Here is a 23,134-nt window from a genome sequence, read left to right on the forward strand (position 1 = left end):
TGCACTGCCTCAGCGACCCCGGCGGGGTCGCCGGCAAGAGACCGTCAGCCCAACTCGTTCAGCGCCTTCTGGAAGCGATTGGCGTGGGAGCGCTCGGCCTTGGCCAAGGTCTCGAACCAGTCGGCGACCTCTTCGAAACCTTCATCGCGCGCGACCTTCGCCATGCCCGGGTACATGTCGGTGTACTCGTGAGTTTCGCCAGCGATGGCGGTCTTGAGATTCAGGTCGGTCCCGCCAAAGGGCAGGCCAGTAGCGGGGTCGCCGCATTGCTCCAGGTATTCGAGGTGGCCATGGGCATGGCCGGTTTCGCCTTCGGCCGTGGAGCGGAATACTGCGGAAACATCGTTGTAGCCCTCAACGTCCGCCTTGGCAGCGAAGTAGAGGTAGCGGCGGTTGGCCATGGATTCGCCGGCGAAGGCGTCCTTCAGGTTTTGCTCGGTCTTGGAACCTTTCAGCATGCTCATGACATCACCTCGTGCGTCGGGCTGAGATGGAAGTGCAGGAGACGGCCTTGCGGTCGTGACCGTATTAAGGCTAATCCGGTATTCGAGGGTGCTAGATAGATTATTTGGATTGGCTTGATTGAATTCCGCTATAAGCGGCGACGGATGGTTCGGCCCGGTCAACGAATTGTTGGCCGGGCACAGCCAAGGTTGGTGCTGGGCAGAGCGAAGGCCGGCAATGTAGGGCTTGCGTCACCCACTTCTGTTGAGCGTCCCTACCGTTCACACGTTGGGCTTCGCAAGCTCAGCACCAACCTACGTCAGGGCGCTACGTTGCAATCTTGCCGTGTCCACCGGGCTATCAATGCACGTGCTGCGAGGCATCCCCGAACTGGCGATGGGCGGCGCTCAGGCGCTCCAGCTCGCGGCGCACCATGTTGGCGAATTCGGGCGGCTTGAAGTGGTACAGCTCGTTGGCGACCCAGGCCAGCCAGCGCGCGCCCAGGGCTTCGCGCTGCTCCAACAGGCGCAGCGCTTCGGCGCGAGCCTGCTCGGCATGCTCCTGGTGGAACTGCCGGCGGCTCTTGGGCTCAGTTGGCTTGCAGGCCGACATAGATGTTCTGCACGTCATCGTGGCCATCCAGCGCTTCGAGGAAGGCTTCGACTTCCGCAAGCTCGGCGCCGGAGAGGCTGACCGGGTTCTTCGCCTTGTAGCCGAGGTTGGCCGACTGCACGGTGAAGCCGAACTCCGGCAGCGCCTTGCACACGGCGTCGAGGTCGGTCGGCTCGGTGTAGAACAGCGCGCTGCCTTCCTCTCCGGCTTCGAAATCCTGGGCGCCGGCCTCGATGGCTGCGAGTTCCACATCAGCGTCCGCACCGGTCGGTTCGGCTTCGATCATGCCCAGGTGGTCGAAGTCCCACGACACCGAGCCGGAGGTGCCCAGCTGGCCCTTGCGGAACAGCACGCGGATTTCGGCAACGGTGCGGTTGAGGTTGTCGGTCAGGCACTCGACGATCACCGGCACGCGGTGCGGGGCAAAACCTTCATATAGGGTGCGCTCGTAGTTGACTACCTCGCCGGACAGCCCCGCGCCTTTCTTGATGGCGCGCTCCAAGGTGTCCTTTGGCATCGAGGCTTTCTTCGCCTGGTGCACGGCCAGGCGCAGCTTGGGGTTCATGTCAGGATCGGCGCCGTTACGCGCAGCAATCATGATTTCTTTCACCAGTTTGCCGAAGATTTTCCCTCTGGCATTGGCGGCTGCTTCTTTTGGTTTGGCTTTCCACTGGGCGCCCATGGCGGTTCACTCGCTGGTTGGGAATGGGGAGCGGGCTTCGCCCCGCTCGCAAATAGGTCGGGGATTCTACTGGGCGGGTGGGGGAGGCTGCCAGCCAGGGAAAGCGTAGGTCGTCGTCCAGACTCGAATCCTGGGATGGATCGTCCGCAGAGTGCCCTGGAAGCGATCAAGTCCGACCGGGTCGTGTTTCAAGCCCTTTCAATCCTGGATCGATACTCGCCGGGACCGCCAGAGCCAAGCGCGGCCGAGCACTCCCGAGGCGCTCAGCCGCCATGGCGTCCGGCCTGCGCTTTGCCGATGACTTCCCGGATCCGCGACGCAATGTGGTCCACGTGGGTTTCGAGGGCAAAGTGACCGGTGTCCAGCAGTTCGACGACAGCGTTCGGGTTGTTGCGCTTGAACGCCTCGGCGCCCGGCGGGATGAAGAACGGGTCGTGTTTGCCCCAGATGATCAGCTATGGCATCTGCGTGTTGCGGAAGAAGGCCTGGAACTCTGGCTAGCGCGTCAGCAATAGCAGGTCACTCGGACGTTCGCTGTCGGTACTCGGTGGTGGTCATGCCGGCGTAGCCCCAGTTATCCGTGTCGACCTCCTCGATCACGATGTGGGTCAGGTCCGGGCGTTTGCCCAGCACGCGTTGCAGGGTGTCGGTGATCTCGCGGATCACTTGGGCCTTCTGCTCGCGGGTGACACCGTCGCGGGTGATGCGCACATTGACGAAAGGCATGTTCGTTCTCCTTCAGGGGGTGGAACGGGAGGCGCGCTGGCCTCCCGTAAGGGTTACCACTTGCCGACGCTCATTCCGCCATCGACCGGCAGGACCGCGCCCGTGGTGAAGTCGGCATCGGACAAATAAAGCACGGCATCGGCGATTTCTTCGATACGACCCACGCGGCCGGCGGGTTGCAGACCATTGAGGAAGTCGCGCGCTGCCGGATCGTGCATGGGTGTATCGACGATCCCCGGCGCTACCGCGTTTACCTTGATGTTGAACGGCGACAGCTCCAGCGCCAGGGCGCGGGTCGCCTGGTTCAGACCGCCCTTGATCAGTACCTGCAGCGCGGCCGGCACGGCAAGGTTCGGCTGCAGCGCGATGCTGGCGGTGATGTTGATGATGTGCCCCTGACGCCGCTCGATCATGTGGCGGGCGGCGGCCTGCGAGGCGTACACCACGCCCTTGAGGTTGGTCGCCAGCAGACTCTCCAGATCGTCGACGCTGTAGTCGATGAAGGGCTTGGGCAGGAAGAAACCTGCGTTGTTGACCAGCACATCGACCTTGCCGAAACGCTCGACGGCGCGTTCGATCAGCTCCACTGCGGTATCCGGTTGGGCGATGTCTCCGGCCACGTCGAGGAAGCGGTCGGCGCCGCCCAGCTGTTCGGCGGCTTCCGCCAGACGCTCGGCGGAGCGCGCATTGCCAACTACATTGAAGCCCTGAGCGAGATAGGCCTTGGCCAGGCCGAGACCAATGCCGCTAGAGGCGCCGGTGATGACGACGGTTCTGTTGTTCATGGCGATAGTCCTGTGCTGAAGATTGAGTGAATTGGGCAGCGGCGGGTCTCGCGCTGTTGGACAAGACTTTATTTGTGCGTCGGGTGCTGATAAATACGGCGCAAGGCACTTCACTTGATACATGGTGTAATCAATCATGCGGCGCCAATTCGACGATGTGTTGCTGGGCAGCATTGAGCTGTTCTGCCTGGCGGCGGAGATCGGCAGCTTCACCGGCGCCGCCCTGGCCGCCGGGGTGACGCCTGCAGCGGTGAGCCGTTCGGTGTCACGGCTGGAGGAGCGTCTCGGGGCCCGGCTGTTTGTCCGCACCACGCGCAGTATTCGTCTGACTGAAGGTGGGCGTGCCTATCACCAGCAGTGCCGCAGTGCGCTGAATCAGATGCTCGAAGCCGAGCGTGAGTTGATGGGCCAGCAGCAGGAACCTACCGGCACCCTGCGCATCAGCCTTCCCACCACCTACGGGCATTACCGCATCCTGCCGCTGTTGCCCGAGTTCCGGCGTCGCTGCCCGCAGGTGAAAGTGGATATCAACCTGAGCAACCGCAACATCGACTTCGTCGACGAAGGCTACGACATGGCTATCCGCGTGCGTGCCCAACCGGATTCCGGGCTGATTGCACGGCAGCTGGAAGATGCCGCGCTGGTCGTGGTGGCAACGCCCGAATACCTGGCGAGTGCCGGCGTACCGCAGCACCTCGACGACTTGGCACGGCACGAATGCATCCAGTTCGAGCTACCCAGCAGTGGCCGGCGCATCTCCTGGCTGTTCACGGACAACGGGGCGCCTTGCGAAATCCTTGGCGAAGGAGCCTACGTTTGCTCGGACGACGTGCTGGGTGGCGTGACGTTGGCCAAGTACGGTGCCGGTCTGTTCCAGACCTACCGCTTCATCGTCGAACGGGAACTGGCGGATGGCTCCTTGGTGGAGGTGCTGCAATCCTACGCAGGCCGCTCCCGGCCCTATACCTTGCTCTATCCCCACGGGCGCCATGTGCCGCTGCGCCTGCGCGCGTTCATCGAATTCCTGATGGAAAAGCGCAAAGGCTGGGGGGCCTGAAAGGTTCCAGCGCCAGCGGTTTTCCTGGGCAGCCGCCGCCGGACCACTATTATTCTATGGAGTGTTCGGGCGGGCCGACTTGCAAAGCCGCCTGTCGCGATTGCGCTCAATCAACCTGGCAACTCAGGAGATACGGCCATGACCTTCAGGCTCAGCTCCACAGCGTTCGCTCACAACGAGGCGATCCCCGCCGTGCATAGCTGCGACGGTCGGAATATTTCACCTCCCCTGAGTTGGACGAAGCCGCCGGTCGGCACCAAGAGCCTGGTGCTGATAGTCGACGACCCGGACGCACCCGATCCCGCAAAGCCGAAAATGACCTGGGTCCACTGGCTGCTGTACAACCTGCCGCCAACCGCGGGCAGCCTGCCTGCGGCGGTGGCTGATGCAGACCTGCCGGTTGGCACCCTGCAGGGGCTCAATGACTGGCAGCGAACGGGCTACGGCGGTCCTTGCCCGCCGGTCGGCAATCACCGCTACTTCCACAAGCTGTATGCCCTGGATAAGGTGCTCGCCGACCTGCGTCACCCAACCAAGGTGATGCTGGAACAGTCGATGAAGGGGCACATCCTGGCCCAGACGGATCTGGTCGGCCGTTACCAGCGACATCATTAGGTGGCGGTCCGGCGTCGCCCGCTTTCAGACACTCCGAAGGGCCGCACGTCGGTCCTGCCTTGTCAGTGAGTGTCCGTGGGCTTCTCGAGCCCACAGGCGCCGCTCACCTCCGATGCCTGTTGCACTTGGGACATGACGCCCTTGGCCGTCAGCACTGGAGTCGATGACATGGGCACTCCGCTGATCGCCACCGACTCGGCGACCCAGGTATTGCAGTTGTTGAAGAGCGAGTAGCGGCCGCGAGCCTGGTAAAAGCGGCTGCTGCCATAAAGGCCCGGGCCTAGCATCTGCACAGCGCCTTCAGGGTTGCGTGCGAAGCTCGCCGCGAGATGGGCCAGCAAGCGTTGATAGCCATCCTGGCTGACCGCCAGCGCGACCACACTGCCGCTCGGGAAGTAGCCGCCTGGTTCGCCTGGCACCTGAACCAGATGCAGTACGCTGCCGCCCGACCAGGACACGGCGCTCAGCGCCTGAGCCACGCCAGCCTGCGGAGCCCGGTAGAAGCCTTCATCGCCCCACCCCAGCTCAATGAAATCGTCGCCGCTGAAGTCCTTGCCAAGTTCAGGCAACTGGCGAATCAAGTCGTGAGTGGCGACCACTATCCCGGTATGCCAGCCGTGATTCACCACATGGAAGGTCCGCGTCAGCTCGCAGCTCTCGGAGGACGATGCCTTGCCCGGTTGCGTGGCGGTGCAGCCGAACAGCAGGAGAAGCAGTGACAGGGCGATCAGCACGGGCACGATTTGCAGGCTCGGTGGGCGAGTCACTCAAACATAAACCACTTCGGCGTCCGCGCAGTTGTCGATCACCTGCTGGAAAGCGAAGCCTACCTGCCGGGCCAACGTCGCCTTTGGTCGACACTTAGCAAATCCGAGTCAGGTTCTAAGCTGGAAGGACATACCCGTCCCCCTCGAAGGCTCCTCACCGATGCTGAAAATCCAGGGTTTATGCAAGAGCTACCCGACGCCCCAAGGGCCGCTGGCAGTGCTACGGGGCATCGACCTCGAACTGGAGAGGGGCCACAGCCTGGCGCTGATGGGTGAGTCCGGCAGCGGCAAGAGCACCTTGCTGCACCTGGTCGCCGGGCTCGATCGATTCGACGCCGGCAGCATCTGCATTGGCGGACGCGAATTGGCCGCGCTTGATGAGCGCCAGTTGGCGGCCTGGCGACGTACGGGGATCGGCCTGGTGTTCCAACAGTTCAACTTGATTCCCAGCCTGCGCATCGAAGACAACCTGGCTTTCCAGGCGCGCCTGGCTGGCCGCGATGATCCGAGCTGGCAGGCTGAACTGGTCCAGCGGCTGGGCCTCGGCGATCTACTCGAGCGCTATCCCGAGCAACTTTCCTGCGGGCAGCAGCAACGGGTGGCCCTGGGACGCGCATTGGCGGCCAGGCCGCCCCTGCTCTTGGCCGACGAACCCACCGGCAGCCTCGACGAGGCCACCAGCGACGAGGTGCTGGGGCTGCTGCTGGAACTGCTCGCCGGCAGTGCGACCAGCCTGCTGATGGTGACCCATAGCCCGCGCATGGCCGCGCACCTGGAACGGCAGGTGACCTTGCACGACGGCCATCTTCTGGAGCGGGGCGAGGCCTGACATGCGGGTGTTCTATTGGACGCTGCGCAGCTTGCTCAGCCATTGGCGCCGGCACCCCGTGCAGTTCTTCAGTGTGCTGACCGGCCTCTGGCTGGCCACCAGCCTGTGGACCGGTGTGCAGGCGCTGAACAGCCAGGCGCGGGAAAGCTACGCCAGGGCGAGTCAGTTGTTCGGAGATGAGCAATATCTGCTTGGCGCTAGCAACGGTGGATTGATTGCCCAGCGCACCTTCATCGAGTTGCGCCAGGCCGGCTGGCCGGTATCGCCGATTCTGCAGAGCCGGCTGCGGTTGCAAGGGCAGGGTGACCAACGCCTGCAACTCATCGGCATCGAACCCCTGACCTTGCCGACCGGTACCGCGCTAGCCGGGCAAGCGCTCGATACGCTGGACCTTGCAGCCTTCCTCGGCCAGCCGGGACGTACCTGGATCGCCGCCGACACCTTGGCGGACCTGGGGCTGGTCGCCGGTGCGCGGCCGCTGAGCGAGTCCGGGCAGGCCTTGCCGCCGCTGGAGGTGCACCCTCAAGTGGCGCCTGGCGTGTTGGTGGTGGACATCGGCGTTGCCCAGCGGCTGCTCGATGCCCCGGAAAAGCTCTCATCGCTGCTGCTGACCGGCGAATTCGTCCGCAGCGCCCCGCGCCTGCCGCCACATCTGGCCGAACACCTCGTACTCACCCGGCGTGACGAGGCCGCCGATCTGGGCAGGCTCACCGAGAGTTTTCATCTCAACCTCACCGCCCTCGGCCTGCTGGCCTTTGTCGTGGGGTTGTTCATCGTGCATGCCGCCGTTGGCTTGGCCCTGGAGCAGCGACGCGCTTTGTTGCGTACGTTGCGTGCCTGTGGAGTGAGCCTGCGCCTGCTGCTCGGCGCCCTGGCGCTGGAGCTCGGTGCACTGGCCTTGCTCGGCGGCCTGGCTGGCGTGCTCAGCGGTTACGGGTTGGCCAGCCTGCTCCTGCCCGATGTGGTGGCCAGTCTGCGGGGACTGTATGGCGCAGAGGTGGCCGGCCAGCTCAGCCTCGGCCCGTATTGGTGGCTGGGCGGGGTGGCCATCAGCCTGCTGGGCGCTTCGCTCGCTGGAGTCAGCAGCCTGGTCCGGGCCGCACGGCTGCCGCTGCTGGCCTTGGCCCAGCCCGAGGCGTGGCATCGTGCCCAGGCCCTCTGGCTGCGTCGCGAGGCCCTGCTGGCCGGGGCGCTCAGCGTGCTGGCAGTGATCGCGCTCGGCGCAGGCGACAGCCTGATCGCCGGGTTAGTCCTGCTCGCCGCCATACTGCTGGCTACTGCCCTGTGTTTACCGTTGTGCCTGAACCTGCTGCTGGAAGCTCTTTTACCGTGCTGCCGTGGGCCGCTGGCGCAATGGTTCATTGCCGACAGCCGGCAGCAACTGCCCGGCCTGACGTTGGCGCTGATGGCCTTGCTGCTGGCGCTGGCGGCGAATATCGGCGTCGGCAGCATGACCGAGGGGTTTCGCAAGACCTTTAGCGGCTGGCTCGACCAGCGCCTGTTCGCTGAGATCTACCTGACCCCTCGCGACGCTGAGCAGGCGGCTGCGATTGGTGACTGGCTGAGCCGTCAGCCGCAGATTCGCGCGGTACTGCCGAGCTGGCGACTCGACCTGCGGTTGGAGGGGTGGCCAGCACAGCTCAGCGGCATACTCGACCACCCGATTTACCGCGACCGCTGGCCATTGCTGAGCGCCAGCCCCGATGCCTGGGACCGGTTGGCCCGGCAGGAGGCCCTGATGCTCAGCGAACAACTGGCGCGCCGCCTCAACCTGCATCTGGGCGAGCGCGTGAGCCTGGCTACCCCCCAGGGTGAATGGGCACTGGAGGTCGCTGGCATTTATGCCGATTACGGCAACCCGAAGGGCCATCTGCTGGTCAATGCGCAGGGCCTGCTGCGTCACTGGCCGGGGCTCGGCCCGCGTAGTTACAGCCTGCACCTGCCAGCCGCGGAGGTGCCTGCGCTGATGCAGGCCTTGCAGATGAAGTTCGGCCTGGACAGAAGCCGGCTCATTGACCAGAGCGAACTCAAGGCGTGGTCGACCCGGGTCTTCGAGCGCACCTTCGCCGCGACCGCCGCCCTGAACAGCCTGACCCTTGGGGTTGCCGGTCTGGCGCTGTTCATCAGTCTGCTGACCCTCGGTCAGGCACGCCTCAACCAACTTGCACCGCTCTGGGCGCTGGGAGTAGGGCGGCGGCAGCTGGCGATGCTCAGCCTCGGCCAGACCCTGCTGCTGGCTCTGCTAACGCTGCTGCTCGCGGTTCCGCTGGGGCTGCTCCTGGCCTGGTGCCTGGTGGCGGTGATCAACGTGCGGGCATTCGGCTGGCGTCTGCCATTGCATATCTTTCCCTGGCAGCTGCTGCAGCTGTCGGGCATGGCCCTGCTCGCCACGCTGCTGGCGGCTGCCTGGCCACTGTGGAAACTCGGCCGCTGCACCCCGGCCGAGTTGTTGAGGACCTTTACCCATGAGCCCTAGCTTGCGTGTGGCGCTATTTACGGGACTGCTGCTGGTTGGCTGCGATGCCGAGCCGCCCTTGGAGGAAGGGTTTGCCGGGCTCGGCAGCGCTGCAGCGCAGTTTGCCCAGGTGACACCGGACAGGGCTTTCAGCTTCCCGGCCGATCACGGCGCGCACCCGGATTACCGCATCGAATGGTGGTACGTGACAGCCAACCTGGAAGATGAGCAAGGCCGCGCCTGGGGCGTGCAATGGACCCTGTTCCGCAACGCCCTGCAGCCCGGCTCCACCGAGCCGGGCTGGAACAACCAGAACCTGTGGATGGGCCATGCTGGGTTGACCGGACCCGATGGCCATCGCTCGGCGGAGCGCTTCGCCCGAGGCGGCGTCGGCCAGGCCGGCGTCGAGACCTCGCCCTTCAAGGCCTGGATCGATGATTGGCGCTTCAGCAGCCAATCGCCGGCCAACGAGGGGTTGAGCGATCTGCAGCTACTCGCCAGCGGCGGCAGCTTCGAGTACCAGTTGTTCCTCGCCAGCCGCAGCCCGCTGGTGTTGCATGGCGAGCAGGGTTTCAGTCGTAAATCCGGGCAGGGGCAGGCCTCCTACTACTACAGCCAGCCCTTCTTCCAGGCACGCGGCACAATTCGGCTGGAGGGCACGACTTACCGGGTCAAGGGCCAGGCCTGGCTGGATCGTGAATGGAGCAGCCAGCCCCTGGCGCCCGACCAACAGGGTTGGGACTGGTTCTCCCTGCATCTGGACAGCGGCGAAAAGCTCATGCTGTTCCAGCTACGCCAGACCGACGGCAAGCACTATCGCGCCGGTACCTGGATCAGCGCAGCCGGCGAGCCGCGCATGCTGGGTAATCAGGACGTCGTCCTGACCCCCTTGCAGCAAAGCCGGGTCGCCGGTCGCCAGCTACCGACCCGATGGTCGCTGCGCGTCCCCAGCGAGGGCTTCGATATCACCAGTACGCCTGTTCAGGAAAATGCATGGATGGATACCCGCTTCCCGTATTGGGAGGGGCCGGTTCGATTCAGCGGCAGCCATCAAGGGGTGGGCTATCTGGAAATGACCGGTTATTGAGACGGGGAATCAGATCCGCCGTACCACGGGATGTTCAGCAGCCACCTCGTCGCGGTCCTCGAGGAACTCGGTAGGCGCGGAGCCATCGGCATTCAGCTGGAAAATGCGCGTTGGTCGGCCTTGGACGTCGAAGAACACCTGGCCGAGACCGGCGGAGTTCCACAGCCGCTCGCCAGCCTTGCTGTGCTCCGGAGTGCGCGGCACCACCTGCATGCGGCGCCGCTTGGTCAGCCAGTTGAGCGGCGAGCGCGGTGCATAGAGCCAGCGGTTCAGGCGGTCGAAGACATCCAGCAGGCGCCGGGGGAATTCGTTCTTCACGCCGCTGCTGGTGATTTGCCAGATCTTCGGGCCCTGCTTGCGATGGCGGATCAACACCTCGTAGACGAAGGAGTAGTGCACGTCACCCGAGAGGACCACGTAGCAACCCGGCGTTCGCGAGTGGCGGAAGATGTTCAGGATCACCTGGGCCGCGCCGCGGTGGGCCATCCAGTTCTCCGCATCCACCAGCAGCGGATGACCGAACCAGCTGAATACCCGTTGCACCGTCTCGATCAGCTTGACCCCGAAGATGGGGGCGGGGGAGACGATGATGGCTGAGGGGTGGTCCAGCAATTCGTGCTGCAGCTCGCTCAGGGCCTCCCAGTCCAGCAGGCCGGAGGGCCGCTTCAGGTTGATTTCGCTGCGCCAGCGCCGGGTACGGGTGTCGAGCACCAGCAGCGCCGGCGTGGTGGGCATTACGTACTGCCAGCGGTTGAAGACCAGCAGTTCGTCGATCAGTTCATCCAGCGCGCGGCTATCGAAGTGGTGGTCGGCTTCGGCAGTGGCGGCCAGCGACTGGGCCTTGTCCAGCACATCGGTGAATGCATCCGGGTTGTTGCCCCAGCCCTGGCAGAGCATGTAGGCCAGCAGGGCGTTGCCGATGATGCGCTTGGAGAAGGGGTGGCCATAGGCGGTCTGCTCCCACTGGGCGGAGAGGTTCCAATCGTCGGTGATGTCGTGGTCGTCGAATATCATGAGCGTCGGCAAGTGCGCGAAGACCCGCGCAGTGCCGGCAAGGCCGGCCCGAAAGGCGTCGATCCGTTCCTGCTCCAGTCGGTAGCGCTCCTCCTCCTTGGTCCCGAGCGATGGCACTTGCGGCTCGATCAGGGTCCAGGGCACCGGCGACCAGACCAGCAGGTACATGGCCAGCACCTCGGCCAGCGTCACCAGGTGGTTGTCGGCGTTGCTGCTGGTGAAGATGGGCTTCCTCGCGCCGCCGAAAAAGCGCTCGCGGAGGGTTTCGTTGCTCTCCAGGGCGGGTAGCAGGTCGGCGCGGTGGTAGTAGCTTGCCGGGTGGCTATAGAGCACCGCGCTGTCGCTCACCACGGCGCCCTCCAGGCGCTCGCCGAATAGCCCCAAACGCGCGATCAACTGGTGGATAGCCCGCAGCATGGGGCCGGCCACATCGTCGGCGTAGACCTGGTCGCCGCTCATCATCAGCAGGGCAGGGCGCTGTTCCGGTGCCGGGCCGGTGGCCAGCAGGTGGTCGGCGCAGAGCAGGCCCTCTGCAGAGGGATAGTGGGGCTTGCGGCAGGATCCGTGGAGCAACTGGTCGATGCGCGAACGCAGGACGAAGCTGGGCTGCCGGGCGGCTCCATAGGTCAGGTGTGGCGCCCACTGGGCGATGCCCTCGTCGCCTAGACGCAGGTCATAGTCGATCTGCTGGTCGCAGGGCAGGGGGGCGTCCAGATGCAGGTCGATCAGGTGCAGGAAGGCGTGCCGGCCCAAGGGAATCACTCGGCAGGCATCACCTTCGAGCCGGTACTCGGTGCTGTGGCCATCGAAGGAAAACCGCAGACTCAGCGCCAGTGCACGGGAGCCCACCAGCCAGAGCACCACGCGCCGGGCTTCGAGCCGGCGCAGCATGGGGCCGGCGAGGACGGAAGGTAGGCTTTCCTGGGCAGACGGCAGAACTGGGGACATCGGGACAATGGACCATGATCGAACGAGCACGACAGGATATCGCGTCTGGCGTCGATACCTGAACCTAACCCAACGGGGGATGCACAACTTTGTAGGAGCGAGCTTGCTCGCGAACGGCGCCTATTTGCGAGTAAGAACTCGGCGTTCCCCTTGTAAGTCGCTGCAGGGAATGCAGCCGCACGGACATCGCGGATTGCATCCGGGCTACGGCCCCCGGCTGGCCCCGCAGAGTTCGCCAAACAAATTTCCGTTCGATGTGCCACGGCGTTGCACAGGAGGGGGCGGAATCGAGCATCATGGACGCAGTCAGGTCGAGGGAGACTTCCATGCGCGTTATGTCATTCGTTGGGCGTTTTGCCACGTTGTCGCTGGGACTGGTGATTGCCGCTACGGCCGTGGCGGCCGAAGAAGCGCAGCTGGTCGAGTCGATAAACGCCTACCGCAGCCAGGTCCAGCGCTGTGCGGGACAGGCCTCCGAGGAACTGCCACCGCTGGCCTCCGATCCGCGTCTGGTCCTGCCTGCCAGTGGTGGCGGTGACCTGCAGGAGGCACTTGGGCGCGCGGCGTATCCGCTGGTCAACGTGCAGGCGATCAGCCTGGCGGGGCCGCGCGATGCGCGGGCGGCCATGAAGGCGCTGCAGGAGAGCTTCTGCCAGGTCGTGCTGGACCCACAGTTCGTCGATATCGGAGTGAGCCGCCAGGGGGAAAGCTGGCGCATCGTGCTAGCGCGTCCGCTGATGGCTGCGGGCCTGGGTGACTGGCAGGCGGAAGGGCAGAAGCTACTCGAACTGATCAACGCCGCACGCGCGCAGTCGCGCCAGTGCGGCGCACAGCCCTTCGCCGTTGCGTCTCCGCTGGCCTGGAACGCCACCCTGGCAACGACGGCCGAGGCCCATACCCGGGCGATGGCCAACGGTAACTTCTTCGGCCACCGGGACCGCGATGGCCGCACCCCAGGCGACCGGGCGGAGCTCGCGGGTTATACCGGGCAGACGATCGGCGAGAACATCGCCGCCGGGCGGGACACCGCTCGCAAGGTGGTCGACGGCTGGCTGGCCAGCCCTGGCCACTGCGCCAACCTGATGAACCCGAAGTTCCTTGAGCTGGGCGCGGCCTATGCGGTCGATCCGAAGAGTGATGCGGGGATCTACTGGACGGCGCTGTTCGGGGCGCCTTAGGCACCTGGACTCGGCGGTCGAGACCAAGCCTGCCTGGCCTGCCCTGCAGGCCCGCTGCGCGGTTCATCGTGAATGAATTCGCTTCCACAGGGCGCCTACCAGCGTCTGTCTCTCTATGGTTACTTGAGCGGATGCTTGGGGCTTCTGTCCTTGGCTATTGACGTGGCAGCGATACTCATCAGCCGCTGGAGCTAGGGACATTCAAGGTGGCTGGCTTCTGGGCGGGATGCTGCATGACGGAGACCGTCACGTATCGCACAAAGCCATTGGATGGTGCGATCCAGCTGGTCGGCCTTGGCCCGTAGCTGGACACGATGGCTGGCTGGCTGGCGTCGCGCGGGGTGGAGCAAGGCGCGGCGCACGGCCCGCAGGCGGTCGCACTATAATCGTTTTGTGTGCATGTCTTCCTGGTGGACGCAGCAAAGCGCATCAGCTATCCGCGGCGCTCGCCCGGAGGGCAGCACAGTAGGTGGCACGGAAGGCACTTCTGATTCTGTAAGAGAGGATCCTGCCATGAAAATGCACTCCTTCCAGCATTACTCGCATGATCTGGGGATGGCTGTTCACGACGCGTGGATTACCGCGAAGGTCAAGTCGACCCTGGCATTTTCCGAACAGACCCGCAGCGAGCATATCAACGTCAAAACCCACGCGGGCATGGTGGCGTTGAGCGGCCGCGTCAAGACGCATAAGCAGTGTGAACAGGCTATAAGCCTGGCCCGCTCGATTCACGGTGTCATCGACATCGATGCCAGCGATCTGCAGACCCATATGGTCCCTCCTGGGAGCTTCCCTGAAGCGCCCAATGCAGAGGAAAGCGTCGAGAATCGGCCGCAATCGTCAGCAAAGTCGGACGATGAATGGCGATGACGATCGAGTGACATTGGCGTACGAGGGTGGGTCGTCGCTCGGATGCACCCTCCCGGATTCCTGGACCGGATAGCCAAACGGTTTGATCGCGGCCCACGAGCGCGCTCAGCCTCAGAACCGCTCACCCGGCGCCAGGTAACGCCATTGGCCGGCAGGGATCTTGCCCATGGGAACGCCGCCGATGCGGATGCGCTTCATGGTGACAACCTGCAGGTTAACGGCGGCGCACAGGGCGGCGACCAAACCTGGCCGGGGATTCTTCAGGGGGAAACGCAGGTTGGTTTCGTTCTGCCAGCTGGCCTTGACCGGCGGCAGCTCCTCCCCCTTGACCTTGATTCCGCGCCTGAGTCGCTCCAGGCCGTTCTCCGCCAGCGTGCCGCTGACTTCAACCACATACTCCTGCTCCAGCTTGGCGACGTCTTCGTTGAGCTTGCGCAGCGTGCGCCAGTCCTGGGTGAGCACCAGCAGGCCGCTGGCCTGTGACTGGAGCGGCAGGGCGGTGGTCAGGCGGGAGAAGTGGCTGTTGAGCGGACGCACCTCAGCGCGGTCTTCTGGCCAGTGGCTCGCCAGCGTCAGCAGCCGCTGGGCCGCCTCGAACGTTAGGCCGGCCGGCTGGTTCAGCAGCAGTGTCATTGGCTCCAGCGGAGTGGGTGTGGCGCCGGGTAGCAAGTTTACCGTCTGGTCCGCCACCTTGAACTGAGGCTGACCCACCACCACGCCATCGACCGTCACCCAGCCGCCCTCGATATACAGCTCTGCCTCGCGGCGCGAACAGCCGGTCAGCTCGATAACACGCTTGGACAAACGGATTGGGTCGGTCATGGGTACAGCCACAAAGTGAGAAAGGCCGCCATGGTAAACCCTTTGCCCGGCCGGCTCCCACAGGAAACAGTGGGTTTCGCGGATGGTTGCCGGAGTTTGGTGGCTTGCAGGTGGACGCTGGAGTGCCCAATGCGCAATTCCCACGCTAAGCGTGGGCATGATCCACTCAGACAGCTCGATGGAGCGCCAACCCGGGCCATTCCCCAGGCATGTTCGGCCTGATTACGCAGGCTCAGGCAAATCTGGAGGGATTTCAGTTGCGGCCTTGCCCTGGAACTCGTCGATGACATCGGCCACGGAGAGCTTGCGACCGAAGTAGCCGAAGCGTTCCTCCTGTCCTTCGGCGCGCAGCAGATCCCGCACCGCCGCATGGGCCGCGACGGGTCGCAGGCGTATCCCGGCCGCATGCAGTTCCCGGTGCAAGGTCTCAAGCATGCGTACGCCGGCCAGGTCGATGAAGGGGGAGGAAGACATGTCGCAGACCACCAGCTTAAGCGTGTCTGGGGTAGAGCGGATTCTCTGCCAGAGCACATCACGCACGTGCTCGACGTTGAAGTACAGCAGCGATGCCTCGACGCGGAACACCAACACGCCCGGTACGGCCAGGTTGTCCGGGTGGCGATCCATGTCGGAATATTTCCGGGTGCCGGGGATCTGGCCGAGAAAGGCCACGCGGGGGTACGCGACGCGCCGTATCAGCAACAGGAGCGACACCACGACCGCCAGAATCACCCCTTTGAGAATGCCCAGCAGCAGCACGGCGGCGAAGGCCACCATCGATACGCTGAATTCGAAGCGACTCACGCGCCACACGTGGAGCAGTTCGCGGATGTTGATCAAGCCTTTGACGGCCACCAGCACGATGGCCGCGAGCACCACGTTGGGCAGGTTGGCCAGCAAACCCGTCAGAAACATCAGGCATACAGCGATGGTGACCGAGGCGAAGACCAATGCCAGCGGCGTCTTGGCACCGGCTTTGTCATTCACCGAGGACTGGGACAGGCCACCGGCCACCGGATAGGCTTGGAACAAGCCCGCCCCCAGATTGGCTGCCCCCAGGCCAAGCAGCTCCTGGCGCGGATCAATCTCCTGGCCATGGGCTTCGGCCAGGGCGCGGGCCGCAGAAACGCTTTCCACGTAGGCCAGCAGCATGCAGGCGAAGGCCAGAGGAATCACCCCGTCCACATCCTTCAGCCGCAGCTCGGGGGGGTGGAAGTCGGGCAAGCCGGTCGGCAGCGCTCCGACGACATTGAAGCCAAGGCTACTCAGCGGCGTCACCGACAAGGCGATGATCGATATCACCACGACGACCAGAGCCACCGGACGGCCCGGCAGAAATCTTTCCCCGAGCAGCAGCACTGTAATGACCGCGATGCCAAACGCCAGCACGGCGAGGTTCGTATCGGGTAGCTGGCCGGCCAGGGCGATGATGCGCTCGAAGAAATGGTCCCCGCCCCCCTGGACCCCAAACAGCTTGGGCAGCTGAGTCATCGCAATGGTCAGCGCTGCGCCAGCCTTGAAGCCAAGCAGAATGGTTTCGCTGATGAAGTTGACCAGGGAACTCAGGCGCAGCAGCCAAGCCAGCGCGCACATGGCGGCAATGACCAGCGCGGTCAGCGCCGCAATATCGGCCCAGCGTCCCGGATCGCCCCCCGCCATGTCCGCGACCGTGACGCCAATGAGCATCGAGATCGCGGATGTAGGGCCGATGGCCAGCTGGCGAGAAGAGCCAAACAGGGCATAAAACAGGCCACCGACCATATAGCAGTAGATGCCGTATTGCGGCGGAAGACCCGCCAGCAGGGCGTAGGCGAGGGATACCGGAATGCCGTAGGCCGCGAGGGTAATACCAGCGATGGCGTCTCTCGGAAGCCATCGAGCCCGGTACGCAGGGAGCCACTGAGCCGGAGGGAAGGCCGCCCGCCAGCCACGAACCGGAGCGCTGGCTGCAAGATTTGTTGCCGCCGCCGATTCTTCAGTCATGGGATCATCGCTTTTCGGCATTGGTCCATCCGGTCTGCATGCAGATCACAACGTCGGCTCCGTCAGGGTCACGACATGGCCGGAGCGGAACTCATCGCCCTGTGCAGCCTAGGTCTTGTCGCTCTGGTTCGCAAAAGCAAGGGAAAGCCTCTCCATTGCCTTTTCTCCACGGCAGCACCAGCCTCTGCCAAGTCAAGCGTGGTACTGAAACCGGGGAGCAGGTCACACAGACCACAGGAAACTGCTCTTCCACTCTTGAAAGTCGTTGCCGGGGATCGGCTTGCTTATGCAGTACCCCTGAGCTTCCTCACACCCCCAGCCGGCAAGTAAATCCATGATGGATCTGGATTCGACTCCTTCGGCCACAACCTCAAGGCCAAGATTGTGAGCAAGGTCAATGGTGGAGCGCACGATCACCGCAGAATCTTCATCACTTTCCATGTTGGTGACAAAGGATTGATCAATCTTGATGTAGTCGACCGGCAATCTTCGAAGATAGGAAAGAGAGGAATAGCCTGTGCCGAAATCATCGATGAACAACTTGAACCCCAAGTCGTGTAATTGCTGCAGTACTTTTTGGGCAACGGGCAAGTCCTCCATGAGGCAGCTCTCCGTCAACTCAAACTGAATCCACGTCGGTTGAGCCCCCCACGTTGTCAGCGATTCCTGGATATGGCCCAGCAGGTTGGGATCACGTAAATCATGAGATGAGAGGTTGACCGCTATCGGAACAGCCTCGCCTGAGTTATGCCATGCGTAGCTTTCACGAAGGGCTGCATTAAGTACCCAATAGGTAACGCGCGTGATGAGTCCGGCATTCTCGGCGAGCTTGATGAACCTGTCTGGATTCACCAAGCCATGCTCTGGGTGTATCCAGCGGATCAAAGCTTCCGCACCACAGACCCTTCCAGAAACTACCTTTAACTTTGGTTGGTAGAGTAAGAGCAGCTCTTCACAATCGATTGCGCGGCGCAGATCCGTCATCAACGTGAGGCGTTGGGTATTTTCGTTGTCCAACGCCCCGGCATAAATGGCGACTCGTTTATTGAGAGGGCCCGCCTGATAATGAGCCACGTTTGCACGACGAAGCAGAGCATCTGGATCGTTGCCGTGACCTGGGAACAACGCAATACCTATGCTGGAGTCCACATCCAGTAGCAGTCCGGATAGCTCCAAGGGCTCGGCAAGCGTATCGAGTATGCGTTTCGCCGCCCGACAAGCTCGGGCCGCATCTGCCTTGGGGAGTAAGACCGCAAAGGATGACTCCGCGATATGGGCGGCCGTCTGCCCCTCCTCAAGCGCCGTGCGCAGCCTGGTTGCGACTTCTTGAAGAAGCCTGTCTCCTTCACGATAGCCAAGGGTTTCGTTGATCTCGCGAAAGGTACCAATCTCGATATGCAGCAGCGGCCTCTGGCGACGTATCGAGGATTTTGAATCGTTGAAGCACCACAACCCTTGCTGCGTCATCTTCTGCGTTAAGCAATGGCGGCGTGTTCATCTATGCACCTTCATCGCTGATGGCATAAACGCGATGGCTGGTTCGATCCCCTACGCCGAAGCAACTGATCGTGCTTGTGCAGCCCTTGGCGAGGGGATTCAAAGCGTGATGGGGCCTCAGTACAGGCTTAAGTGTAGCTTCAGGGGCTTGTTCGTAAGCGCTGCATGAACCCTGGCTCCGGGACAGGCCAGAGAGCTGCCATGCCCCCCAATTATCCTGCTGCTGCCTGACCGCGGTGACCCAGCGGCCATGACCAAACTGCTCGGGTTCGCCGGTGTCGCCCAGGCGCTGAGCACCACGACCTTGAAACGGGACGCTCTGGCGTTGAAGGAAAATCTGCGCAGTGATGTTCTGCCGGTAAAGAACGAGCAGTGCTCCTTTTTGCCGTGGTGGGTATCAGCTGCGCCTCAACCCACCTTTCATCGCAATTAGCCGATCACGAGCGGCGGTCGCCGTAGCAGGCGCGGGCCGTCGCCAAGAGGTAGCCACGCTGTGCCTCGCCAATGCGGAACTTCTACTTCCCCCAGCCAATGCATCACCAAGCAGTCGGGGCGAAGGTCGTCGAAACGCTCGTCTTCCCGGAGGCGCGGAACCACCTGCTGGGTAATCCATTGGCGGATGCAGCGGCTTTCCGGGTGGTAGAAATGGATCAGCGTGGCATGGACGCTGGACTCGCTGATCAACAATTCCTGCTGGTACTCGCCGTGGCCATTGCGCAGCCAGGCCACCTGCAACTGGTCCTCGTCCAGATTGCGTGGCACGCGCTCGCCAGTGGTGGGTGGTTCATCAAACGGCTCAGATCGCTGACGGCAAACCAGGGCTCGTCATCCAGCAGCAGGGCACGCAGCTGGCGTTTGTGGCGGACGAAGAGGGCGGGCATCAGGACTTCGAGGTTTGACTGGTGATCGGAGGAGTGCGGTGATTGGCCTTTATGCCGAAAGCGAGGGGAGACAGGCATTTCCATGACATCTGGTCGCTTCTTAGTGCGTGATTGGAGTGGGAGCTAAGAAAACCACCAGAGACGGGCCGGACGTACTTCCCTTTCGGGTCTTGTATTAGTCAACTACGGACAGAGCAGAGGTTTGTGCAGGCGCGATTATGCCGCGAGCACAAAAAAGCCGCATTGCTATCGGGTGCAGAGGACCGCTCTGGTGAAGGCGTTTCTCAGGCACTGGGGACAGAGGGTTTGGATGAGGCAGGGAAGGAGCAACGCCATTGCCGTGTGGGATTTGGCTGATTGGTCTGCCGGCTATCTCGCTGCCAGCGGGTCAAAGATCAACCCGGTGGTCCCACGGGTCGCTCTTCGCCCGTCGATCCCCCTGCCTGCGATCCTTCTCAAACCGAATGGTCTGGCGGCGATCATCGGACTTGCGCCGATCACCCGCCCCACGGGTATCGATCTGGAATTTGGCTGGACCACGGGGAGACGGAGTCGCTCCGGCCGGCTCGATCGGTTCCAGGCTGAGTGATTCGGGGTTTAGCTCATCGTTTTTTATTGTCATGGCATGACTCCGGTGGGCTGGTCTTGCTGGGCGTTTATCAGTACCCAGAGGGTAGGGCTCCAATCCCGAAATGGCCTGGAGCGACGGTATGAGCGGGCAATTGGGTTTACCGATGGGCAGGTCTCGGTGACAACGCATAACGCTACCCCAAGATTAGAAGAATCGCTGCGTGAGCTACTGCGGTACTTTGGCCAATAGCTACAAGCCGGACCCATGCAGTAGGTCGGTGGTCGAGTTCGTCGCGTCCCGAGCCGCATCCGCAACGGCGGCCTGGGACAGGCGTTGCTGTTCCTTGATGCAGAACAGGACCATATGGAAATCGGCACGCCATTCGGACTCGCAGCGACTGCGTACCGGGCCGCCGTAGCTGGCAATGGCCTCGGCGGCTTCGCGCTGTTCTTCCTGGCAATAGGCACGCATGGCCTCGCCGCTCCACTTCTCCATGCAATACGCCTGAGTAGCCGAATCGCTGGCATGGGCGTTGGACATGAGGCCGGCCGCAACCATTGCGGCAGCGACCATCAGACGTTTTCGATACGGCATGAGTACGCTCGCTCTCCACTTTGGACGTCGGCCCTCCTGGCCAGCGAATGACTAGATGCAGGATTGCTGATGCCACGACCGGAACTGCAGCCAGGCAGGTCTGCCGGCGCGGCAAGGGTGCAGTCTAGTACAGCGCCGCATTCTGCCCAGATCACCTGGCAGCGACCCGACGTGCGGCCTTCGAACTGTTCCACTGCATGTTCTTTAGTGCGGATGAAATCCGGGGATTGGTCGACGCCACCCCGGATTGCGTCAGGCCTTCTCTTCGACCAGCCAGGCCAGCATCGGGGCCGTGCCATAGGCGGTATCGCCGATGAGGCGTTCCGGCGTGAGGTCGAACTGCGCTTCGACGCGCTCCACCATCGTTTTGGTCGACTCGACTTCGGTGGTCCGATGCGCAGGCGTGGCTTCCACATCCAGGATCACGCCGTGCGCGGTGTCGATCAGGTAGTTGGTGGCGTAGGCAAAGTAGGCTGGGCCACCTGGCGCGGCGGACCAGCGCGCCAGCGGATCGGTGAACGACATTTTCTTGGGGAGGGCTTCGGCCCACGCTTCCTCATCCAGCGCTTCGAGGTACTCGCGCACGGCGCGGGTGCTGAGCGCCGGATCGCGCCAGTGGACCTCATCGCCCGCCACCCCACGTTGCCGGCTGGCATCCGCCCTGATGATGCTGGCGTCGACGGCGAAGCCTTCGCCTTTGACCAGACCGGCTGCCATGCAGCGCCGCAGCACTTCATTGAACAACCAGCGAAACAGATCGCTGTCACGGAAACGGCCGTGGCGATTCTTCGAGAAGGTCGAGTGATTGGGCACTTCATCTTCCAATCCCAGCCGGCAGAACCAGCAATAGGCCAGGTTCAGGTGCACCTCTTCGCATAGCCGTCGCTCGGAGCGAATGCCATAGCAGGAGCCGACCACCAGCATGCGCACCATCAATTCCGGGTCAATCGACGGGCGCCTGATGGGGCTATAGAAGTCGGCCAGGTGGGCGCGCAGATCACTGAGATCCAGGCACTGGTCGATGCTGCGCAGGAGGTGTTGGGGCGGGATGTGCTCGTCCAGATTGAACGAGTAGAACAGGCGCTGCTTGTCCCCCCGGTAACTGTCCCATCCTGCTGTTCGCCCCCGCGCTCGCTGACAGAGCAATTTTGCCGGCGGCATGGGGAGGCCGCTACTTTTTCAGCAGAATCGGCCAAAAGCAGACGCTGGCGTGCACGCGCTAAAGAACGGTTGCTATTGGTACATACATGGAAGTGGGGTAGAACACACCCCAAAGCACGAGTAGCGAGCTCACCAGCATGATCCAAGACGGTAATTTTGTGCCCTCAGATGATCCTGGAGCCAAGAGTAGACGCGATACGGTACACCGCTGTAATGCGCTGCCGTGACCCCATGCGTGCCAGCTTGCTTAAGCTCTCTGTGTGTCCTGTGCTCGGTCCGAACTCGAGACCTCAGGACGTCGTAATGTCATTTTCTGCTTCGAGGGCAAGGCCGGATACTGCTATCTGCTTGTATCTGCTTGTATCTGCTTGTATCTGCTTGCTGCCCATCCCCCTATCAACCCGCTGCAGTGAGATCCGCAGTGGGTGATTCACAATTCCTGGAGACTGCCCTTTATGAGACAAAGCTTGCCGCCGCTCAATTGGTTGCGGGCGTTCGAATCTGCGGCTCGCCACCTCAACTTTACCCATGCCGCAGATGAGCTGAACCTGACACAGGCAGCCGTGAGCCAGCAGGTCAAGGGGTTGGAGATGAGACTGGGCGCTGCGCTATTCAAGCGCCTTCCCAGAGGACTGGAGCTCAGCGAAGCCGGTCAGGCCTATCTGCCGGCTGTTCACGAAGCCATTGAGCGCTTGAGCGCTGCCACCGATGAGATATTTGGCCAGGGGCACCGCAAGGTGCTGACCGTGCGCGTCAATCTGGTTTTCTTCATCCACTGGCTGGCGATGCGCCTGCCCGAGTTTCGCAGGCTGCACCCCGATATCAACCTGCACATCACCAGCAATATCTGGGTCGGCGACACCGACGTCGAGGCCGACCTGGAGATCCGACACGGCCAAGGCAAATGGGCTGGCCTGAAAGCGGATCGACTGACCTGGGACTGTCTGGTGCCGGTGTGTTCACCATCCTTGGCGACCGAACAGAAGCCACTCAACACGCCTGGGGATCTTGCGCGTCATCAATTGCTGCATGTTCTGGGGTATGAAGAAGGTTGGGGCTACTGGTTGAAAAAGGCCGGGGCAGATCGAGTGGATTCATCCCAGGGGCTGCAGTTCGATACATTGATCTCGGCCTTGAGAATGGCCGAGCTGGGCCAGGGTGTGGCCTTGGCGCGCTCGTCTTTGGTCGAGCATATGCTCGACCAAGGCGCCCTGATCGCGCCCTTCGAGCAGCGTTTCACCACCCAAGAAGCCTTCTACCTGGTGTATTCCCCCCTTGCTATGGCCAATCCCCAGGCCGTTGCATTCATTGCTTGGCTGGTATCGCAGGCTCAGGCCGTGCACCTCGAAAACTGAGCCTCACCGCTCGCCCCAAGGCCCGCGCCAGCCAGGCCTGCACATCTCCCAGTCCTTCCCGCTCAATAGTCGGCTCCTGCCTCAGGAGCCGGCTTTAACGCCTGTGAGCCGGACGCCAGAGCCTGGTCACCCATAAGCACCCTTATCCATCCATAAAAAAAATCGTGTCATAGGGTTTTTTTTTATTGCTTTTCGCCTTTC

General features: G+C 62.9%; 21 protein-coding genes and 2 pseudogenes. 9 read left to right on the forward strand and 14 right to left on the reverse strand.

What is annotated here, in order from left to right; all coding sequences use genetic code 11:
• Window positions 1–44: 44 nt before the first annotated feature.
• From J7302_RS13095 to J7302_RS13120, 6 genes and pseudogenes are all read right to left on the reverse strand, one after another.
• Window positions 45–464 carry a rubrerythrin family protein gene (locus J7302_RS13095; RefSeq protein ID WP_215375118.1) on the reverse strand — a complete coding sequence of 140 codons (420 nt, stop codon included), beginning with the start codon at window positions 462–464 and terminating at the stop codon, window positions 45–47.
• A 340-nt stretch (window positions 465–804) separates the two neighbouring features.
• Window positions 805–1,056: a hypothetical protein gene (locus J7302_RS13100; RefSeq protein WP_215375121.1), complete on the reverse strand. Its 252-nt coding sequence runs from the start codon at window positions 1,054–1,056 to the stop codon at window positions 805–807.
• Complete coding sequence (locus tag J7302_RS13105; protein ID WP_215375124.1) at window positions 1,034–1,738, reverse strand: YebC/PmpR family DNA-binding transcriptional regulator; 705 nt, start codon at window positions 1,736–1,738, stop codon at window positions 1,034–1,036. The genes J7302_RS13100 and J7302_RS13105 overlap by 23 nt, the downstream gene beginning before the upstream one ends.
• 263 nt (window positions 1,739–2,001) lie before the next feature.
• Window positions 2,002–2,235 (reverse strand): annotated as a pseudogene (locus J7302_RS26515) (alpha/beta fold hydrolase); the annotation flags it as partial.
• A 22-nt stretch (window positions 2,236–2,257) separates the two neighbouring features.
• Window positions 2,258–2,464, reverse strand: coding sequence for a tautomerase family protein (locus tag J7302_RS13115; RefSeq protein ID WP_215375130.1), 207 nt, complete (start codon window positions 2,462–2,464; stop codon window positions 2,258–2,260).
• A 53-nt stretch (window positions 2,465–2,517) separates the two neighbouring features.
• The gene (locus J7302_RS13120; RefSeq protein WP_215375133.1) at window positions 2,518–3,249 is read right to left on the reverse strand and encodes an SDR family NAD(P)-dependent oxidoreductase; all 732 of its coding nucleotides are present in this window, start codon (window positions 3,247–3,249) and stop codon (window positions 2,518–2,520) included.
• Window positions 3,250–3,385: 136 nt separating this feature from the next.
• Between J7302_RS13120 and J7302_RS13125 the strand changes: the two genes are divergently transcribed.
• Both J7302_RS13125 and J7302_RS13130 read left to right on the forward strand, forming a co-directional pair.
• Window positions 3,386–4,306: a LysR family transcriptional regulator gene (locus J7302_RS13125; protein WP_215375136.1), complete on the forward strand. Its 921-nt coding sequence runs from the start codon at window positions 3,386–3,388 to the stop codon at window positions 4,304–4,306.
• Window positions 4,307–4,444: 138 nt separating this feature from the next.
• Window positions 4,445–4,921 (forward strand): YbhB/YbcL family Raf kinase inhibitor-like protein, encoded by a 477-nt coding sequence (locus J7302_RS13130; protein ID WP_215375139.1) that lies wholly within the window; start codon window positions 4,445–4,447, stop codon window positions 4,919–4,921.
• 62 nt (window positions 4,922–4,983) lie between these two features.
• Here the strand turns inward: J7302_RS13130 and J7302_RS13135 are convergent, their stop codons facing one another.
• Window positions 4,984–5,688 (reverse strand): DUF2459 domain-containing protein, encoded by a 705-nt coding sequence (locus J7302_RS13135; RefSeq protein WP_215375142.1) that lies wholly within the window; start codon window positions 5,686–5,688, stop codon window positions 4,984–4,986.
• A 160-nt stretch (window positions 5,689–5,848) separates the two neighbouring features.
• Between J7302_RS13135 and J7302_RS13140 the strand changes: the two genes are divergently transcribed.
• From J7302_RS13140 to J7302_RS13150, 3 genes are read left to right on the forward strand one after another with little or no spacing between them, the layout of a single operon-like run.
• A complete protein-coding gene (locus J7302_RS13140; protein ID WP_215375145.1) occupies window positions 5,849–6,517 on the forward strand; it encodes an ABC transporter ATP-binding protein in 669 nt (222 codons plus the stop codon).
• 1 nt (window position 6,518) lies between these two features.
• On the forward strand, window positions 6,519–8,993 hold the full coding sequence (locus J7302_RS13145) for an FtsX-like permease family protein (RefSeq protein ID WP_215375148.1): 2,475 nt from the start codon (window positions 6,519–6,521) through the stop codon (window positions 8,991–8,993).
• Entirely contained in the window at window positions 8,983–10,059 is a 1,077-nt protein-coding gene (locus J7302_RS13150; protein ID WP_215375151.1) for a lipocalin-like domain-containing protein, read from the forward strand. Before J7302_RS13145 ends, J7302_RS13150 begins: the two co-directional genes overlap by 11 nt.
• Window positions 10,060–10,068: 9 nt before the next feature.
• On the opposite strand, the gene J7302_RS13155 is transcribed toward J7302_RS13150, so the two are convergent.
• Window positions 10,069–12,021: an alkaline phosphatase D family protein gene (locus J7302_RS13155; RefSeq protein ID WP_215375154.1), complete on the reverse strand. Its 1,953-nt coding sequence runs from the start codon at window positions 12,019–12,021 to the stop codon at window positions 10,069–10,071.
• A gap of 326 nt (window positions 12,022–12,347) precedes the next feature.
• On the opposite strand from J7302_RS13155, the gene J7302_RS13160 reads away from it, so the two are divergent.
• The gene (locus J7302_RS13160) at window positions 12,348–13,199 is read left to right on the forward strand and encodes a CAP domain-containing protein (RefSeq protein WP_215375157.1); all 852 of its coding nucleotides are present in this window, start codon (window positions 12,348–12,350) and stop codon (window positions 13,197–13,199) included.
• Window positions 13,200–13,712: 513 nt separating this feature from the next.
• Window positions 13,713–14,069, forward strand: coding sequence for a BON domain-containing protein (locus tag J7302_RS13165; protein ID WP_215375160.1), 357 nt, complete (start codon window positions 13,713–13,715; stop codon window positions 14,067–14,069).
• Window positions 14,070–14,180: 111 nt separating this feature from the next.
• On the opposite strand, the gene J7302_RS13170 is transcribed toward J7302_RS13165, so the two are convergent.
• The 3 genes from J7302_RS13170 to J7302_RS13180 all read right to left on the reverse strand — a co-directional run bounded on the left by J7302_RS13170 (window position 14,181) and on the right by J7302_RS13180 (window position 18,341).
• Complete coding sequence (locus J7302_RS13170) at window positions 14,181–14,891, reverse strand: rRNA pseudouridine synthase (RefSeq protein ID WP_215375163.1); 711 nt, start codon at window positions 14,889–14,891, stop codon at window positions 14,181–14,183.
• A 222-nt stretch (window positions 14,892–15,113) separates the two neighbouring features.
• Window positions 15,114–16,874 carry a SulP family inorganic anion transporter gene (locus J7302_RS13175; RefSeq protein ID WP_215375166.1) on the reverse strand — a complete coding sequence of 587 codons (1,761 nt, stop codon included), beginning with the start codon at window positions 16,872–16,874 and terminating at the stop codon, window positions 15,114–15,116.
• A 222-nt stretch (window positions 16,875–17,096) separates the two neighbouring features.
• Entirely contained in the window at window positions 17,097–18,341 is a 1,245-nt protein-coding gene (locus tag J7302_RS13180) for a putative bifunctional diguanylate cyclase/phosphodiesterase (RefSeq protein ID WP_215375170.1), read from the reverse strand.
• Window positions 18,342–18,621: 280 nt separating this feature from the next.
• Here J7302_RS13180 and J7302_RS13185 point away from each other — a divergent pair, with 280 nt between their 5' ends.
• Complete coding sequence (locus tag J7302_RS13185; protein WP_215375173.1) at window positions 18,622–18,804, forward strand: hypothetical protein; 183 nt, start codon at window positions 18,622–18,624, stop codon at window positions 18,802–18,804.
• On the opposite strand, the gene J7302_RS26520 is transcribed toward J7302_RS13185, so the two are convergent.
• From J7302_RS26520 to J7302_RS13200, 3 genes and pseudogenes are all read right to left on the reverse strand, one after another.
• Window positions 18,801–19,133, reverse strand: coding sequence for a BRO-N domain-containing protein (locus J7302_RS26520; RefSeq protein WP_251702052.1), 333 nt, complete (start codon window positions 19,131–19,133; stop codon window positions 18,801–18,803). The two genes, J7302_RS13185 and J7302_RS26520, sit on opposite strands and share 4 nt — an antisense overlap.
• Window positions 19,134–20,072: 939 nt before the next feature.
• Window positions 20,073–20,417, reverse strand: a complete 345-nt coding sequence (locus tag J7302_RS13195; protein WP_215375176.1) for a hypothetical protein — start codon at window positions 20,415–20,417, stop codon at window positions 20,073–20,075.
• Between the two features lie 258 nt (window positions 20,418–20,675).
• A pseudogene (locus J7302_RS13200) lies at window positions 20,676–21,528 on the reverse strand (transposase); the annotation flags it as partial.
• Between the two features lie 505 nt (window positions 21,529–22,033).
• Between J7302_RS13200 and gcvA the strand changes: the two are divergent.
• Complete coding sequence (gene gcvA / locus J7302_RS13205; RefSeq protein WP_215375179.1) at window positions 22,034–22,933, forward strand: transcriptional regulator GcvA; 900 nt, start codon at window positions 22,034–22,036, stop codon at window positions 22,931–22,933.
• The last annotated feature ends 201 nt before the right edge of the window (window positions 22,934–23,134 follow it).

This window comes from Metapseudomonas boanensis (assembly GCF_018704125.1).
Classification (GTDB): Bacteria; Pseudomonadota; Gammaproteobacteria; order Pseudomonadales; family Pseudomonadaceae; genus Metapseudomonas; species Metapseudomonas boanensis.

What these genes read in the sequence shown, in the direction of transcription:
- J7302_RS13095 (WP_215375118.1), bottom strand. Translation starts at nt 464, where the DNA reads ATGAGCATGCTGAAAGGTTCCAAGACCGAGCAAAACCTGAAGGACGCC.
- J7302_RS13100 (WP_215375121.1), bottom strand. Translation starts at nt 1,056, where the DNA reads ATGTCGGCCTGCAAGCCAACTGAGCCCAAGAGCCGCCGGCAGTTCCAC.
- J7302_RS13105 (WP_215375124.1), bottom strand. Translation starts at nt 1,738, where the DNA reads ATGGGCGCCCAGTGGAAAGCCAAACCAAAAGAAGCAGCCGCCAATGCC.
- J7302_RS13115 (WP_215375130.1), bottom strand. Translation starts at nt 2,464, where the DNA reads ATGCCTTTCGTCAATGTGCGCATCACCCGCGACGGTGTCACCCGCGAG.
- J7302_RS13120 (WP_215375133.1), bottom strand. Translation starts at nt 3,249, where the DNA reads ATGAACAACAGAACCGTCGTCATCACCGGCGCCTCTAGCGGCATTGGT.
- J7302_RS13125 (WP_215375136.1), top strand. Translation starts at nt 3,386, where the DNA reads ATGCGGCGCCAATTCGACGATGTGTTGCTGGGCAGCATTGAGCTGTTC.
- J7302_RS13130 (WP_215375139.1), top strand. Translation starts at nt 4,445, where the DNA reads ATGACCTTCAGGCTCAGCTCCACAGCGTTCGCTCACAACGAGGCGATC.
- J7302_RS13140 (WP_215375145.1), top strand. Translation starts at nt 5,849, where the DNA reads ATGCTGAAAATCCAGGGTTTATGCAAGAGCTACCCGACGCCCCAAGGG.
- J7302_RS13145 (WP_215375148.1), top strand. Translation starts at nt 6,519, where the DNA reads ATGCGGGTGTTCTATTGGACGCTGCGCAGCTTGCTCAGCCATTGGCGC.
- J7302_RS13150 (WP_215375151.1), top strand. Translation starts at nt 8,983, where the DNA reads ATGAGCCCTAGCTTGCGTGTGGCGCTATTTACGGGACTGCTGCTGGTT.
- J7302_RS13155 (WP_215375154.1), bottom strand. Translation starts at nt 12,021, where the DNA reads ATGTCCCCAGTTCTGCCGTCTGCCCAGGAAAGCCTACCTTCCGTCCTC.
- J7302_RS13160 (WP_215375157.1), top strand. Translation starts at nt 12,348, where the DNA reads ATGCGCGTTATGTCATTCGTTGGGCGTTTTGCCACGTTGTCGCTGGGA.
- J7302_RS13165 (WP_215375160.1), top strand. Translation starts at nt 13,713, where the DNA reads ATGAAAATGCACTCCTTCCAGCATTACTCGCATGATCTGGGGATGGCT.
- J7302_RS13170 (WP_215375163.1), bottom strand. Translation starts at nt 14,891, where the DNA reads ATGACCGACCCAATCCGTTTGTCCAAGCGTGTTATCGAGCTGACCGGC.
- J7302_RS13175 (WP_215375166.1), bottom strand. Translation starts at nt 16,874, where the DNA reads ATGACTGAAGAATCGGCGGCGGCAACAAATCTTGCAGCCAGCGCTCCG.
- J7302_RS13180 (WP_215375170.1), bottom strand. Translation starts at nt 18,341, where the DNA reads ATGACGCAGCAAGGGTTGTGGTGCTTCAACGATTCAAAATCCTCGATA.
- J7302_RS13185 (WP_215375173.1), top strand. Translation starts at nt 18,622, where the DNA reads ATGACCAAACTGCTCGGGTTCGCCGGTGTCGCCCAGGCGCTGAGCACC.
- J7302_RS13195 (WP_215375176.1), bottom strand. Translation starts at nt 20,417, where the DNA reads ATGCCGTATCGAAAACGTCTGATGGTCGCTGCCGCAATGGTTGCGGCC.
- gcvA (WP_215375179.1), top strand. Translation starts at nt 22,034, where the DNA reads ATGAGACAAAGCTTGCCGCCGCTCAATTGGTTGCGGGCGTTCGAATCT.